14 protein-coding genes and 1 tRNA gene are annotated in these 13,153 nt (G+C 55.1%); 5 read left to right on the top strand and 10 right to left on the bottom strand.

Features of this window, described 5'->3' with window-relative positions:
- Positions 1-55: 55 nt before the first annotated feature.
- The 3 genes from DFP90_RS06435 to DFP90_RS06425 all read left to right on the top strand — a co-directional run bounded on the left by DFP90_RS06435 (position 56) and on the right by DFP90_RS06425 (position 4,146).
- Positions 56-2,620 carry a GcvT family protein gene (locus DFP90_RS06435; protein ID WP_115935635.1) on the top strand — a complete coding sequence of 855 codons (2,565 nt, stop codon included), beginning with the start codon at positions 56-58 and terminating at the stop codon, positions 2,618-2,620.
- 87 nt (positions 2,621-2,707) lie between these two features.
- The gene (locus DFP90_RS06430; protein ID WP_115935634.1) at positions 2,708-3,526 is read left to right on the top strand and encodes a substrate-binding periplasmic protein; all 819 of its coding nucleotides are present in this window, start codon (positions 2,708-2,710) and stop codon (positions 3,524-3,526) included.
- A 113-nt stretch (positions 3,527-3,639) separates the two neighbouring features.
- The gene (locus tag DFP90_RS06425) at positions 3,640-4,146 is read left to right on the top strand and encodes a hypothetical protein (RefSeq protein ID WP_115935633.1); all 507 of its coding nucleotides are present in this window, start codon (positions 3,640-3,642) and stop codon (positions 4,144-4,146) included.
- 57 nt (positions 4,147-4,203) lie between these two features.
- Here the strand turns inward: DFP90_RS06425 and DFP90_RS06420 are convergent, their stop codons facing one another.
- The 3 genes from DFP90_RS06420 to DFP90_RS06410 all read right to left on the bottom strand — a co-directional run bounded on the left by DFP90_RS06420 (position 4,204) and on the right by DFP90_RS06410 (position 7,009).
- The gene (locus DFP90_RS06420) at positions 4,204-5,277 is read right to left on the bottom strand and encodes an OmpA family protein (RefSeq protein ID WP_115935632.1); all 1,074 of its coding nucleotides are present in this window, start codon (positions 5,275-5,277) and stop codon (positions 4,204-4,206) included.
- Between the two features lie 85 nt (positions 5,278-5,362).
- Positions 5,363-6,313 (bottom strand): PEP-CTERM/exosortase system-associated acyltransferase, encoded by a 951-nt coding sequence (locus tag DFP90_RS06415; protein WP_115935631.1) that lies wholly within the window; start codon positions 6,311-6,313, stop codon positions 5,363-5,365.
- Positions 6,314-6,346: 33 nt separating this feature from the next.
- Positions 6,347-7,009 (bottom strand): class I SAM-dependent methyltransferase, encoded by a 663-nt coding sequence (locus DFP90_RS06410; RefSeq protein WP_115936091.1) that lies wholly within the window; start codon positions 7,007-7,009, stop codon positions 6,347-6,349.
- Positions 7,010-7,252: 243 nt separating this feature from the next.
- On the opposite strand from DFP90_RS06410, the gene DFP90_RS06405 reads away from it, so the two are divergent.
- Positions 7,253-8,107 (top strand): ThiF family adenylyltransferase, encoded by an 855-nt coding sequence (locus tag DFP90_RS06405; RefSeq protein ID WP_115935630.1) that lies wholly within the window; start codon positions 7,253-7,255, stop codon positions 8,105-8,107.
- 24 nt (positions 8,108-8,131) lie between these two features.
- Here DFP90_RS06405 and DFP90_RS06400 read toward each other — a convergent pair whose 3' ends face one another.
- Positions 8,132-8,794, bottom strand: coding sequence for an SEL1-like repeat protein (locus DFP90_RS06400; RefSeq protein ID WP_115935629.1), 663 nt, complete (start codon positions 8,792-8,794; stop codon positions 8,132-8,134).
- A 139-nt stretch (positions 8,795-8,933) separates the two neighbouring features.
- Here DFP90_RS06400 and DFP90_RS06395 point away from each other — a divergent pair, with 139 nt between their 5' ends.
- The gene (locus tag DFP90_RS06395) at positions 8,934-9,422 is read left to right on the top strand and encodes a tyrosine-type recombinase/integrase (RefSeq protein WP_115935628.1); all 489 of its coding nucleotides are present in this window, start codon (positions 8,934-8,936) and stop codon (positions 9,420-9,422) included.
- A 101-nt stretch (positions 9,423-9,523) separates the two neighbouring features.
- Here the strand turns inward: DFP90_RS06395 and DFP90_RS06390 are convergent.
- The 6 genes from DFP90_RS06390 to DFP90_RS06365 form a co-directional block, all read right to left on the bottom strand.
- Positions 9,524-9,599 (bottom strand) — tRNA-Phe (locus DFP90_RS06390).
- A 113-nt stretch (positions 9,600-9,712) separates the two neighbouring features.
- The gene (locus DFP90_RS06385; protein WP_115935627.1) at positions 9,713-9,901 is read right to left on the bottom strand and encodes a DNA gyrase inhibitor YacG; all 189 of its coding nucleotides are present in this window, start codon (positions 9,899-9,901) and stop codon (positions 9,713-9,715) included.
- Positions 9,902-9,905: 4 nt separating this feature from the next.
- On the bottom strand, positions 9,906-11,279 hold the full coding sequence (locus DFP90_RS06380; RefSeq protein WP_115935626.1) for a ribonuclease E/G: 1,374 nt from the start codon (positions 11,277-11,279) through the stop codon (positions 9,906-9,908).
- Complete coding sequence (locus tag DFP90_RS06375; protein WP_115935625.1) at positions 11,276-11,860, bottom strand: Maf family protein; 585 nt, start codon at positions 11,858-11,860, stop codon at positions 11,276-11,278. The genes DFP90_RS06380 and DFP90_RS06375 overlap by 4 nt, the downstream gene beginning before the upstream one ends.
- A gap of 19 nt (positions 11,861-11,879) precedes the next feature.
- Positions 11,880-12,368 (bottom strand): arsenate-mycothiol transferase ArsC, encoded by a 489-nt coding sequence (locus DFP90_RS06370; RefSeq protein ID WP_245956991.1) that lies wholly within the window; start codon positions 12,366-12,368, stop codon positions 11,880-11,882.
- Positions 12,369-12,418: 50 nt separating this feature from the next.
- Positions 12,419-12,910, bottom strand: coding sequence for a UPF0262 family protein (locus tag DFP90_RS06365; protein WP_115935624.1), 492 nt, complete (start codon positions 12,908-12,910; stop codon positions 12,419-12,421).
- Between the last annotated feature and the right edge of the window lie 243 nt (positions 12,911-13,153).

The raw sequence follows: 13,153 nt of genomic DNA, 5'->3' as shown, positions 1-13,153 counted from the left end.
GTCAATCGTTGCGGCAAACTATTCAAATAAATCTTCTAATACGGAGACGGTATCTATGGCGCAGTTTAACAAAAGCGCGAAGGTCGTTATCATCGGACAGGGCGGCATCGTCGGGGCGTCAGTTGCCCATCACCTGATCGAACGGGGTTGGGACAACATCATCGGGATCGACAAATCTGCGATCCCCACCGATATCGGTTCCACCGGTCATGCATCCGACTTCTGCTTCATGACCGCCCATGACCAGATGACGGTCTACACCACGAAATATTCCATCGACTTCTTCGAAGCCCGCGGCCGCTATGAGCGGATCGGTGGCATCGAGGTTGCGCGCAAGGATGATGACGAGCGCATGGGCGAGCTTGAGCGCCGTGTCAGCTCCGGCCGGGCTTTCGGCTCCAACGTGCGCATGATCACCCCGGAAGAAGCCAAGGAAATGATGCCCCTGATCGACGAGACCGTCATCCAGGGCGCGCTGTACGACCCGGACGCCGGCCTTGTCACCCCGCGGTCCCAGACCGTCTCCGGCGAGATGATCCTGGAAGCCGAAGCCACCGGCAAGCTGGAAACCATTCCGAACTGCTCCTGCACCGGCCTCGACATCGAAGACGGCCGCATCAAGGGCGTTCACACCGAAAAAGGCTATATCGCCTGTGAATATGTCGTGGTCTGCGCCGGCCTGTGGGGCCGCCTGATCGCCGAAATGGCCGGCGAAGATCTGCCGGTCATGCCGGTTGACCATCCGCTGACCTTCTTCGGGCCCTACGACGAGTTCGAAGGCACCGGCAAGGAAATCGGTTATCCGCTGCTCCGTGACCAGGGCAACTCCGCTTACCTGCGTGATACCGGTGCCGCCGGCACCACCGAGGGCGGCCAGATCGAATGGGGTTATTACGAAGAAAAAGAACCCCGCCTGGTTCATCCGCGCGACATCCTGGAAAAGGAAGAGGCACGCCTCTCCCCGTCCCAGCGCGATTTGGAAATGGAACAGGTCATCGAGCCTTTGGAACGCGCCATGGAGCTGACCCCGATCCTCGCGGAGCTTGGGTACAACGAAAAGCATTCCTTCAACGGCCTGCTGCAGGTGACCGCTGACGGCGGCCCGTCCATCGGCGAATCCCCGGATGTGCGCGGCCTGTGGTACGGCGTATCCGTCTGGGTCAAAGACGGCCCCGGCACCGGTAAGGTGATCGCCGACTGGATGACCGACGGTGAGACCGAAATCGACCATGCGCCAATCGACTATGCCCGCTATTATCCGATCCAGAAATCGGAAAAATACATCTATGACCGCTGCTATGAGACCGCGTTCAAGATCTACAACCCGCCGGTCCATGCCCGCGAGCCCTATGGCCTTGGCCGTAACCTGCGGACCGCGCCCTATTACCTGCGTGAAAAGGAACTGGGCGGGCATTTCATGGAAATCGCCGGTTGGGAACGCGCGCACGGCTATGCCTGCAACGATCATCTGCTGGAAAAATACGCTGACCGCATCCCAGAGCGTCTGAACGAATGGGACAACCGTCATTTCTGGCGTGTTTCCAATGCCGAGCATCTGGAATTGTCCGAGAATGTCGGCATGGTGAACCTGTCTCACTTTGCCATCTATGACATCACCGGTTCCAATGCGGCCGACCTGATGGAATATGTATCCTCCTCCAAAGTCGCTGGTGACACCGCCATCGGCAAAGGGGTCTACACCAACTTCCTCAATGACCAGGGCGGCGTGATCGCGGATCTGACCGTGCTGCGTCTGGGCGAAAACCGCTTCCAGATGATCGACGGCGGGGACGCGGGCAACCGTGACGCCACCTATCTGCGCCGCATGGCCCAGGACAAGGGCTGGGATGTCTTTGTTGAGGACCGGACCGACCATTACGGCTGTATCGGTGTCTGGGGCCCCAATGCCCGTGCGACCCTGCAGAAACTGGCCGATCGTCCGGAATTCCTGGATATCGACAATTTCGGCTTTGGTGCCTGCAAGGACTTCACCCTGCGCGGCATTCCGGTCAAAGGTTTCCGCATCTCCTACGTAGGTGAGCAGGGCTGGGAGCTGCACTTCTCCATGTCTTACGGCCTGGCGCTGTGGGATATGTTCCGCGAAGTCGGCATCACGCCCATTGGTGTTGAAACCTATGCCAACAGCCGCCGTCTGGAGAAAAGCCTGCGTCTGCAGAATGCGGACCTGCTCAGCCACTACAACCTTCTGGAAGCCGGCCTGGCCCGTCCGAAGGTTAAGGCCGCTGACTTCCGCGGCAAGGAAGCCAACATTGCCCAGCGCGCGCTGGACAACCAGGTTGCCATGCTCTGCACCATGTCGGTCACCGACAATATCGATAAAGACGGCGTCGCCCGCTTCATGATGGGCAACTGTCCGATCATCGATCCGAAAACCAATGAGGTTTTGATCGATGGCAAGGGCCGTCGTTCCTACACCACCTCCTTTGCCTATGGCCCGTCCGTCGGCAAAAACATCGCGATGGGTTACCTGCCGCACGATTACTGTGAGGAAGGCCGCACCCTGGAGATCGAGTATTTCAACCAGAAATTCCCGATCATTGTCGAAGGCGTTGGCATGAAAGCACTCTACGACCCGACCAACGCACGCATGAAATCCTAAGATCCGGATTTCTTAAGCGCAGAAAAGCAAGGCCGCCGGAATGGGAATATTCCGGCGGCTTTTCTTTTGCACCAATCGGCTAAATCATTGGCATCCAATATCCTTTTCAACTATCCTGAGACCGTAACAGACCGGGCCGGGATCATGAAGAAACGGATTTTGACAACTTTCGTCTTCTGTTTGGTTTCCTTCGCTGCCAAGGCGGAGACCCTCGTTTTTGCCAGTGTCGATTATATCCCTTATGCCTCTGCCCACATGCCGGAAGACGGATTACTGGCCGCCATCACACGCGAGGCCCTGCACCGGTCGGGTCATCAGTTAAAAATTGCCTATGTGCCCTGGAGACGGGCATTGGAAGGCACCAAAGTCGGCTCCTACACCGGTATTTTGGGGGCCTTCAAGACCGCAGAGCGTGAAGGTGACTATCATTATACCGAAGCCATCGGAAGGCTGGAGATGGTCTTTGTCCACAAACAGGACACAGCCTTTCCGAAGACGGACAACAATCTGGTCGGCGCATTGCGCGGCACCTCCCTCCAGGATTCCTTGACGGAAAAAGGCTATCAGGTCGATCCGTTCAATGATTATCCCCGCGGCCTGAAAATGGCGTTTTTTGGCCGGGTCGATGCCATTCTGATCGACCGCCTGATGCTGCGGCATCTGGTCATCAGCGATCCGGATATCGCCGGGTTTGCGAATGACCTGACCATTGCGGAGCCGGCCCATAGCTGCAACATCCTGCATTTACCAATTTCCCGGGCGATCAAGGACGGGGCCGCCTTGGTTGAGCAAATCAACCGGCATCATAAGGCAATGCTGGAAGACGGCACCATCGCCCGGATTCTGGACCGGTTTCAGTTCCCGGACGATCTGGAACCGGCCAGCCTCAACCGCTGCCCCGGTTGAAACGACCGTTTCTCTTCCCTAATATGCCTGCACGCATTATATTGCCTCGCGTTTCCAGGCGTGAGATAGTAAGAGAACTTGATTTTCACACAGCAATCAGGAGGGAGAAGGTCTTGGCATTCCGTGCTGTTTTGGAAAACTCTGCCTCCTTTTCCAGAGGTTGCGCGGTCCTGTTGATGTCCTGCCTGCCCTTCAGTACGGCTCTGGCTGAGATCTGCGTCAAGCAGACGGAGCTTCCTGCCTTGCAAACCCGTCTGTTCCAGACAGAATTGATGGTCGCGGCACTCACCTGTAAAGAACGCGCGGGCTACAACAAGATCATCAGCAAATTCAAAGATGAATTTGTCGATCAGGGCAAAGAGCTGAAACGCACATTCAACCGGATACATGGCAAGAATGCGGAAAAGCGCTTGAACCGGTTTATCACCCGCCTGGCCAACGAAGCTTCCATGCGCAGTCTGCGTAACGCAGACTATTGCGACAACGCCACCAGCCTGATCAGTCAGACCATAGCCTTGCCCGAAGGTGAATTATCCGACTTTGCCGCCGCACACCCCTTCAGCCAGCAACACGGCGTCGCCGTCTGTGGCACGGAACTGCTGATCTCCCAATCCAATTAACCCCATTTTGATGAACGGGGCCCGGTTGATTTTCCTAAGGGGAAAACGATTCTGGTCTCAGCTTCCGCTGAAATCAATCACCACACGCCGGTTCTGCGGCTCGCGGATGCCATCTTCTGTCGGCACCAGGGGTTCACGCTCCCCTTTCCATTGAACGTCAATCTCGCTTTCCGGAATTCCCAGACCGACCAGGGCTGCTTTGACAGCCTCCGCCCGGCGTTTGCTGAGCCGTAAGTTATAAGCATCAGAACCGGAACTGTCTGCATGGCCGGTGGTAACGATGCGCGTGATATTGGCCCTGCCCGCATTGGCCGCGGCCTCTTCAACCACAGCGGCCGAGCCCGGCAGCAGCGAGGCGCTGTCCCAGTCAAAGAAAACCAGATAGGTATTGGGCACCACCACTGGCTCAGGGGCAGGTTCCGGCGCGGGTTCCGGTGCCGGTTGGGCCTGTACCACCGGCGTTGGTGCCGGCTCCGCTGCGGGCGCATCCGGCACCCCAAGCGACCAGCGGAAGCCGATCATGAAACGATTGTCAGCATAGTCACTGTCGACCCTGGTGCCGTTATCACTGCGGAGATCCAGATCCGTGGTTCTCAGATGCCGGTAATCGGCGGTCAGAGAGACACCGTCGCCCATGTCATAAGCAACCCCCAGGATCCCCTGAAAAGCGAATGCCGTATCCCGATCATCTATCCGGCTGCCGCCTACTGGTGTGACGCCGGAATAATCGACCTGCGCGAGACCGAGACCCAGCCCGACATAGGGGGTGAATTTGCTGTCAGTCTGGAAATCATAAAGCGCATTTGCCATGCCGGCGAAAATCGCAACATCCCCAGCCGGATCCGTGCCGCCACTGATCGAATCCACGTCCGCATTGGCATAAGAAAACTCGATCTCGGCGCGCCAGTTAGGATCATAGCGGTACCCATAGGCAAACAGCCCGGCCCAACCGGTATCGATGTCCATCGTGCTGTCTATGCCGCTGCCATCAAGATCGGCTTCGTTTTGAAAGTCAAAGCCCGCCCCCAGCGCGAGATAACTGCCGGATGATTGCGCCATCCCCTGGCTCAGGCTTGCGCCGGTCAGCAGGATCAATGTTAAGGCAGAAGTGGTCAGCATTCTGGTGCGCATGGCGGGTACTCATTCCCAATGAACGATTGATTGTTGGCGCAAACGCTAGGCCAAATCGAGGAAATTGGCAATATAATTCAATTGATTACATGGCTAACAACCAGGCCAGATGTGACGGCAGGACATCACCACACCGCCGACGCCATTGCGTCGGCAGGGAATAGTCGATTTCCGGAACAAACGTTCCCGAGCCTTTTTCACGATGCAACTGCTCCACCTCCAACGCCAGACTGTGAATGCGTCCAAGCTGGCTAACCACGGCCCAGATATCATTGTGATGCTCAACGGCATGGCGAAATGTTTCAAGGATGTTGGTTACAAACGGCTGGCGGGTGCCGTGATAATCGATCCGTGGTCCGATGGGGTGAAAGATCATGCCGCTGCGGTGAAGCCGGTTGATGTGATAGGGTTCCATGATACCCAGAATATTGGTCAGGCCGTTTTTCAAGGCGCGCTCAAAGGCAACACCGATGATTCCCAACATGGTCATCGAGATGATATTCCTTACCAGCGGCCTCTCGTAAGACGCCAGATGGCGTGACCTGGCATAGACATTTTGCAAATGATCCTTTGCTTCGGCCCGAAGGCTACCTGAGATGCATAATCGTGAAAACTCACAAGCCCCCCGGATGAATTCCGCATCCCGGAGATGTTCAAAGTCACAAAGCCCCTGCACAGGGAAAGACCGCTGCCAATTGTCCGGACGGGGCTTGATCAGCCTGACCGTGCCGATCGCCGTTCCCGTTGGCTTATAGACCAATAGAATATGCTCCGCATGAGCGTCAAAGCTGTCCCGCTCCAGGCCATCCGGATGGTCGTCCGGATTCTCATAACCGTCAAATTCCTCACAAAAAACGCGATAACGCAGGCGCCTCGCCTGTTCCAGCAACGCGGGGCTGTCGGCATGGACTACATCGAAAATCTTGTAAAACAGCCTGAACATCACCAATGCACGCTCCCGCTCGATGAAAGGCGGCTCGTGAAAGGATGCCACCGGGCCCCCCTCGCCATACAGGACTGGGTTCAAAATAGTCATCAGATCGGCTCCCTCCGACAGTGCATTTTTTTGTTATGGTTTATCTGACAGGACGTAGAAACAATTGCCCTTACGGAAACTTTCGCGAATGGCAAAACCGGCGTCCAACAGCAGCCTTTCCACCTCGTCTATCCTATAAGCCCGGTTCAATATCCCCTTCTTCTGGCCCCACCGGTTGATACGGTTGGCAAATCGGGCAAGCAGCCCTGTGCCTTCGGGCTGCAGCAGGATATTGGCCGCCAGGGTTCCTTGGGGTTTCAGCACCCGGTGAATATCCCGAAGCGCGCCCGCCGGATCCGGCAATGCATGGAGGGAATTGAGAATGGTTGCGGCATCAAAGGCGCAATCGTCAAACGGCATGGCGGCGGCATCCGCCTGATGAAACGCCACATTCCCGCGTTTCCGGAATCGCCGCACAGCACCGACCAACATGGCCTGGGCATAGTCAATGCCCGTGATCCTGTTGTTGACGCGCCCGGACATCTGCCGATAACGGTAGGCCAGATCCAACAGAGATCCGGTTCCGCAGGCGACATCCAGATGATTGTCGCCGATATGGCCTGAAAAGAAACGCACCTGACGCCACAAAGTGTCGTTATAAGCAAAGGTCAGGATAAACAGGCCCCGGATATCATACCACCAAGGCGGTGAGTCATAGGCGTCTTCCATAGTTCCAAGTGATTTACTTGTCATCATTCCTCCAAAATTCGCAATCAACACGAATTGAATGCATGTAATCATGTGCATTCTATAAATATTAAACTCTCCTAACGTAATAATTAGTTATTTATATATTATTACGCAACCAATATCTTTTCTTTATCACGATATTTTTGTAGGTATTAAAACGAGTTATTTCTTGCAAATGATTTAATTTTATTCATATGCAAAATAGCTTATTAGAAAAATTTATTTAAAATCATCGACAGTGAATGGATCATGACCTTCCAATATGACTCCGCCTTTTCCAGAAATCTCGGCCTGGTGACAGTGGCGGAACAAAACATCCTGAAAAGCAAGAAAGTGGCGATCGCCGGTGTTGGCGGTGTCGGGGGCCTCTACGCCCAGACATTGGCGCGCATGGGTATTGAAAAATTCCATCTGGCGGATATGGACGTTTTTGAACTGGCCAATTTCAACCGACAGGTCGGTGCCCGGATGAACACCATCGGCCAGAGCAAGGTCGAGGTCATCAAACAGGATATCCTGGCAATCAATCCGGAAGCGGACGTGACGGTTTTCAATGATGGCGTCACAGAGGAAAATCTGGATGCTTTTCTGGACGATGTTGATCTTTATGCCGACGGGCTTGATTTCTTCGTGCTGGACCTGCGGGCAAAACTGTTTGAAAGATGCCGCGAAAAAGGGATCTTTGCGATCACTGCGGGCCCGATCGGCCTTTCCACAGCCCTGCTGGTCTTCGATCCACAAGGCATGGCGTTCGAGGAATATTTCCAACTCTGCGGGCGAAGCGATCTCGACAAGGCGGTCCGATTCCTGGTGGGATTATCCCCCAAGCTGCGCCACCGCCACCATATTGTCGACATGACCTATGTCGACCTGATGGCCCAGAAAGGCCCCTCGCTGGCCCCGGCCTGCATGGCCTGTGCGGCGGTGATCGGCGGCGAGGCACTGAAGATCCTCCTGAACCGTGGCACCATCAATGCCGCCCCCTGGGTCAAACAGTTCGATATGTATGAAAACCGCTATCACAAGACTTATAATCTCATGGGCAACCGGAACCCGATCAACCGGCTAAAAATCCGCATCGTCCGGAAGATGGTGAACCGATGAGGCAGGCAAATCGATCATTCTGAATCACGGCTGAATTTCGTGAATACAAACCGCACGCATCGCCTCATTCGAACCGGCTGCCGTCAGGCAATTAATAAGCCCCACCCAGCATTCTGAGAAATTATCCCGACCATAACATGCCCAGAGATCCGGTATTTTGCTGCCCCTCTGCGTCAGCCATTGTGCTGCACCAGCCCGGATCTCCTTTTGTCGTTCCAGCGGTGTGAATACAAGCATGTTGTTAAGATTCTGGTTCGCGCGTACCGCCTGTTCTTCATTTCCGATAGCTGAGGCCACAAGCAGCCATTTCTGCGCATTAAAAAAATTCTCTTTACTGCTGGTGAATGCATAAAGCCCGGTCAGCAGCATGGCTTCCACATGCCCCGCTTCGGCGGCTGCGTGAAGCCAGTGTTCCGATTTCCCCCCATCAAACCCAAAAACAGAATTCTCCGATCCGTAGAGCGAATGGAGCAGAAAACGCGCCTCCGCATCACCCCCCTTAGCCAGGTCCAACAGTTGCCCCTTATGAAGCTGTTGAACTTCCCTCTCTATTCCGTCTTCATCTTGATAGAGAGACAATAGTTCATTCTTTGGCAGCAAGGCCGTTGGCGTTTGCCCCCACGCCACCTGGCTCAGAAAAACGACTGCCAAAACAGACATCAAGAGTGTTTTCAGATTAGCCAGCATTCAAGCTCTCATTCAATTAGGAATAAACTACCACTGGTTTACAGGCTTCTTTTTCTCCAAGAAAGGGCCGGGGTATAAAACCTGGGAGCCAGAGGAGCTTCTTTGGTTTGAGGGTACTGTGGCCCATCCAGTATGCAGAATGGTCTATTTTTTGGCTCTGTACACCGGGCAGCGAATTTCTGATGTGTTGAAAATGACCTGGAAACATATCAAAGGCAACGTGATCGAAGTCGTTCAGGAGAAAACAGGAACAACAACCTGGATTCCCCTGCATCCCACACTCCAGGACGAGATTCGGGCATACAAGCACGCCATGGGCGACAAGCTCGGGTATTTCATTATCGTAAACCAGAAAGGCAAGGCTTACACCGCTGATGGATTCCGGTCCGTATTCCACAAAGAAATAAACGCCTGCGGCCTGGGCGGGAGAACGTCTAATGATGGCTGCACAATCCATGGGCTGAGGAAAAACGCATCAACGGCGCTCGCCGAGGCGGGCTGTACCGAAAAAGAAATCATGGCGATCACGGGCCATAAAACCATGGCAATGGTTCAGCATTACACCCGTGACGCTCAGCGAAAATTGCTCGCCCAATCTGCCATGCGAAAATGGGAGAATCGGTCATGATTGTAAAACCGCAGTGTAAAACTTTTGTTGGCCCGGATTTTCCGTTTCAGACGAAAAAATCGAAAACCCCGCCAGCGCAGGGGCTTAGCGGGGTTTTGGAGTGGTGCCCAGGGACAGAATCGAACTGCCGACACGCGGATTTTCAATCCGCTGCTCTACCAACTGAGCTACCTGGGCGCCGGACCGGATGGCCGGGCCATCGTTCGGTGCGGGGACTGATTTAGAGAGTTTGACCGGGTCTGTCCAGCCCGAATTTCAACTTTGTTAAAGTTTTTTTTAAAAGGCCCGGATCAGTATTCCTGCTCTTCATCATTATCATTGATGAAACCCGGTTCTTCGGTGGGAATCCGGTAGGTTCCGCCCATCCAGCGATGCAGGTCCACATCCGCGCAGCGGCGCGAGCAAAAGGGTTTGTATTTCTCCTCGGACGGCTTGCCGCAGATGCTACATTGGCCGGTTTCACTCTTTGCCTGCCCCATTGCCTTATTCCATCTCCACCTGTGGCGGCACCAGATCCTCGCCCTCTTTCAGGATCAAGGGCTGGCCCAGCCGCCGGTTCACATCCGCCATCGCATCCGCCATCTCGCCATTGAGAACCGCCTGGACTTCCGAGGATGCATAAGCCACCGGCTTGCCGGCCCCGGTCAATCGCAGGGCCGCGCGCATCACCGCACAGGCCTGTGCCGCCGGCTTCGGCTCTATCGCCGGCCAGCGGGGGTTCAGCATCTGCGTTTCCAGACTGCGGCCCTCACGCTGGCGGGTGATTTCCATCAATCCCGCCGCTGTCAGGCCCAACACATCCGTATGGCGGCTGTCATCGCGGAAAAGGCCACGCAGGATCTCCACCAGTTTCTTGGCACGGCCCTTGTTTTTCATCGAGATGAAGTCAATCACAATCAGGCCGGAGACATTGCGCAAAGTCACCTGCCGGGCGATTGCCTCCGCCGCACGCCGGTTGACCTGGAAGATGGCATCATCGCCCTGTTTGGCCCCTTCGGCCATGTTGACATCAATCACGGTCAGCGCTTCTGTCGCATCGAAGACCATATTGCCGCCGCCGGGCAGATACACCTCGCGGCTAAGCGCTTCATCAATCTGCTCTTCCACTTCCTGCTCATCAAACAAAGGCGTTTTGCCGTTGAAGAACATTAGCCCTTCCACCAGGTCGGTCATGGTGGCTTTGGCTTCCTTTTCCGCCTTTAGATAGGCCTGGCGATCATCGATGGCAAATCGGGCATTGGCCCCGGCATCGCGCATCAGACGCGCGATCAGATCCATGGGCTCTTCCAGGCAGCGCGGTGACTGATCCGCTTTGTGGGCCGCCTGCAGATCGTTCCAACGCTTTTCCAGCCCCTCGACCGCGGCCTCCAGGGCACCGCCGCTGGCCGCGACGGCGGCCCCGCGCACGGAATAGCCTTCGCGGCCATCCAGGAACTCGGTCATGAAATCTTCCAGCCGCGCGCGATCGCGCCCCTTGCCGACCGCGCGCGCCCAGTTAAGTCCCTTGCGTCCCGGCACCAGGGCCAGATAGCGGTCCAACAGGCTGGGATTGCGGGTGACTGCCGGGCCTTTGCCATCGCGCCCATCCCGGGTTACCTGCACGATCAGGTTTTGACCTTCCGAGATGCCCTTGGCCCGGTTCAGAAGCGCAAGCTCCCCTTCCCCGATATCGACAAAAGCCGCGTCCATGCCCTTTTCAACGCGCTTCACCCGGCCTGCATAAATACCACCAACCAGGGATTTTTCATGAATGCGCTCAATGATCAATTCATGCAGCTTGCCATCTTCACCGACCCTGGCGGCTCGCACCTCACCCGGTGAAACCTCAATCAGGGTATCAAACACTGCTTTGCTCATGCGGATTTCAATCCTTTATATCCGATCCCGCTCAGGATCTGGGAAACCTCAAATAGCGGCAGGCCAACCACACTGGAATAGCTGCCGCTGATAAAATTAACATAGGCCGCCGCCAGACCCTGGATACCGTATGCACCCGCCTTGCCGCGCCATTCGCCGCTATCGATATAGGCGTCAATCTCCGACGGGCTCAGGCGTTTTAGCTTCACATCGGTGCGTACCACGCGGGCATGCATGTTGTTTTCACCATCAATCACCGCTACCGCGGTATAAACACGGTGGCGCCGTCCTGACAACTGGCCCAGGAATTTCCGCGCCTCCCCTTCGTCAGAGGCTTTGGCAAGCGAACGGTGGCCCAGGGCAACAACCGTATCACTGGCCAGAATGACCGCACCCGCATGACTGGCATGCACCGCTTCGGCCTTCAGCTTCGCAAGGCGCAGGGCCAAATTGCGCGGGCTTTCATCTTTCAGGGGCGTTTCATCCACATCCGCCGGATCCACCTGGTCCGGCTTGATGCCGATCTGCGCCAGCAAATCCAGGCGGCGCGGGCTGGCCGAAGCCAAAACAAATCTGGTCATTTAAGACTTTCTCGTATTGTCAGTCGTCTTCGATCCGAAAACGCTGTTTGATCTTTTTCATCAACTGGTCACGCACCTGCCGATAGGCCTGAAGCCGGACATCCCGGCTGCCTTCGATAATGGAAGGATCCAGGGTGTTCCAGAATTCCACATCGCAGGCCATGGTCCGGGTCATCTCCACCGCATGATGCTGTGCTTCCGGTGAGAGCGCGATGATCAGGTCATAATAGCCATCTTCCAGTTCGTCAAAGATCTTCGGTGCATGATCGGACATATCCACACCGATTTCCTGCATGACCTCAACCATAAATCCATCAGCATAATCCGAAGAGCGGGCACCGACCGAATCCACATAGATCTTTGTGCCCAATAACTTTTTCAGGATCCCCTCGGCCATGGGTGAGCGTATGGCATTGAGCGTGCAGCAGAATAATACCGCATCGGGCATCTCAAAATCATCATCAAGCCCAGGCGCGCCCGGTATGAAACCCACATCAGTCGGGGCCATGACGTGACCCCGCTCGCTTATTGATGTTTTTAGAGGACCGCTTCAAATCTTCACGCCCGGATATGCAGCACGCAAATCAGTGTAAAAAGGCGGCGGCTGGTAGCTTGATCCATCTCCAGCTTGCCCTGAAGGCGTTCGCGGAGCAGATCCGATCCCTCATTATGCAGGCCGCGCCGGGCCATATCGATGGTTTCGATCTGAGAGGGGGACAGCCGTTTGATGGCATCATAATAGCTTTCGCAGATCTGGAAATAGTCCCGGATCAACCGGCGAAAGGGCGACATGGCCAGGATCACCTGGGACAATAATTCATCCGCCTCATTGTTAATCTTGAAATGCAGCCGCTTGCCGTCCTCAATCGCCAGCATCACTTTATAAGGACCGCTGATTTCCGCGCCGACGGGCCTGAACCGGTTCATATCCAACAGGTCATACATGGCGACTGCGCGCTCATGCTCCACCTCGGGAGACCGTCGGACCACAGAGCCTTCCTCAAGCTTGATATCCGTGATTCTGTCCTTTTCACTATCCCAGTCGGACATGACCTACTCCCTATTCGCGACCACACTTTCGGGCGAGTTTAGCTGCTTGGCACGGTGGGGGAAACATGGATTCCCCACAATCCGACATTTTCCGAATGCTGCCACCGTAACTCGTATATTTATTTATTAGTTATCTATTATTTTATTATTCAATTATATTCTTAGCCATCCCCCGTAAATACTGTCAGAAAGTTTTACAATCATCTCAAAAAAATCAAAGGACCTAATTTTTTATACTTTAAA

It is taken from the genome of Aestuariispira insulae, assembly GCF_003385955.1.
GTDB lineage: Bacteria > Pseudomonadota > Alphaproteobacteria > UBA8366 > Aestuariispiraceae > Aestuariispira > Aestuariispira insulae.
The sequence above is the reverse complement of the archived record's forward strand: the minus strand, read 5'-3'. Positions and strand labels throughout refer to the sequence as shown.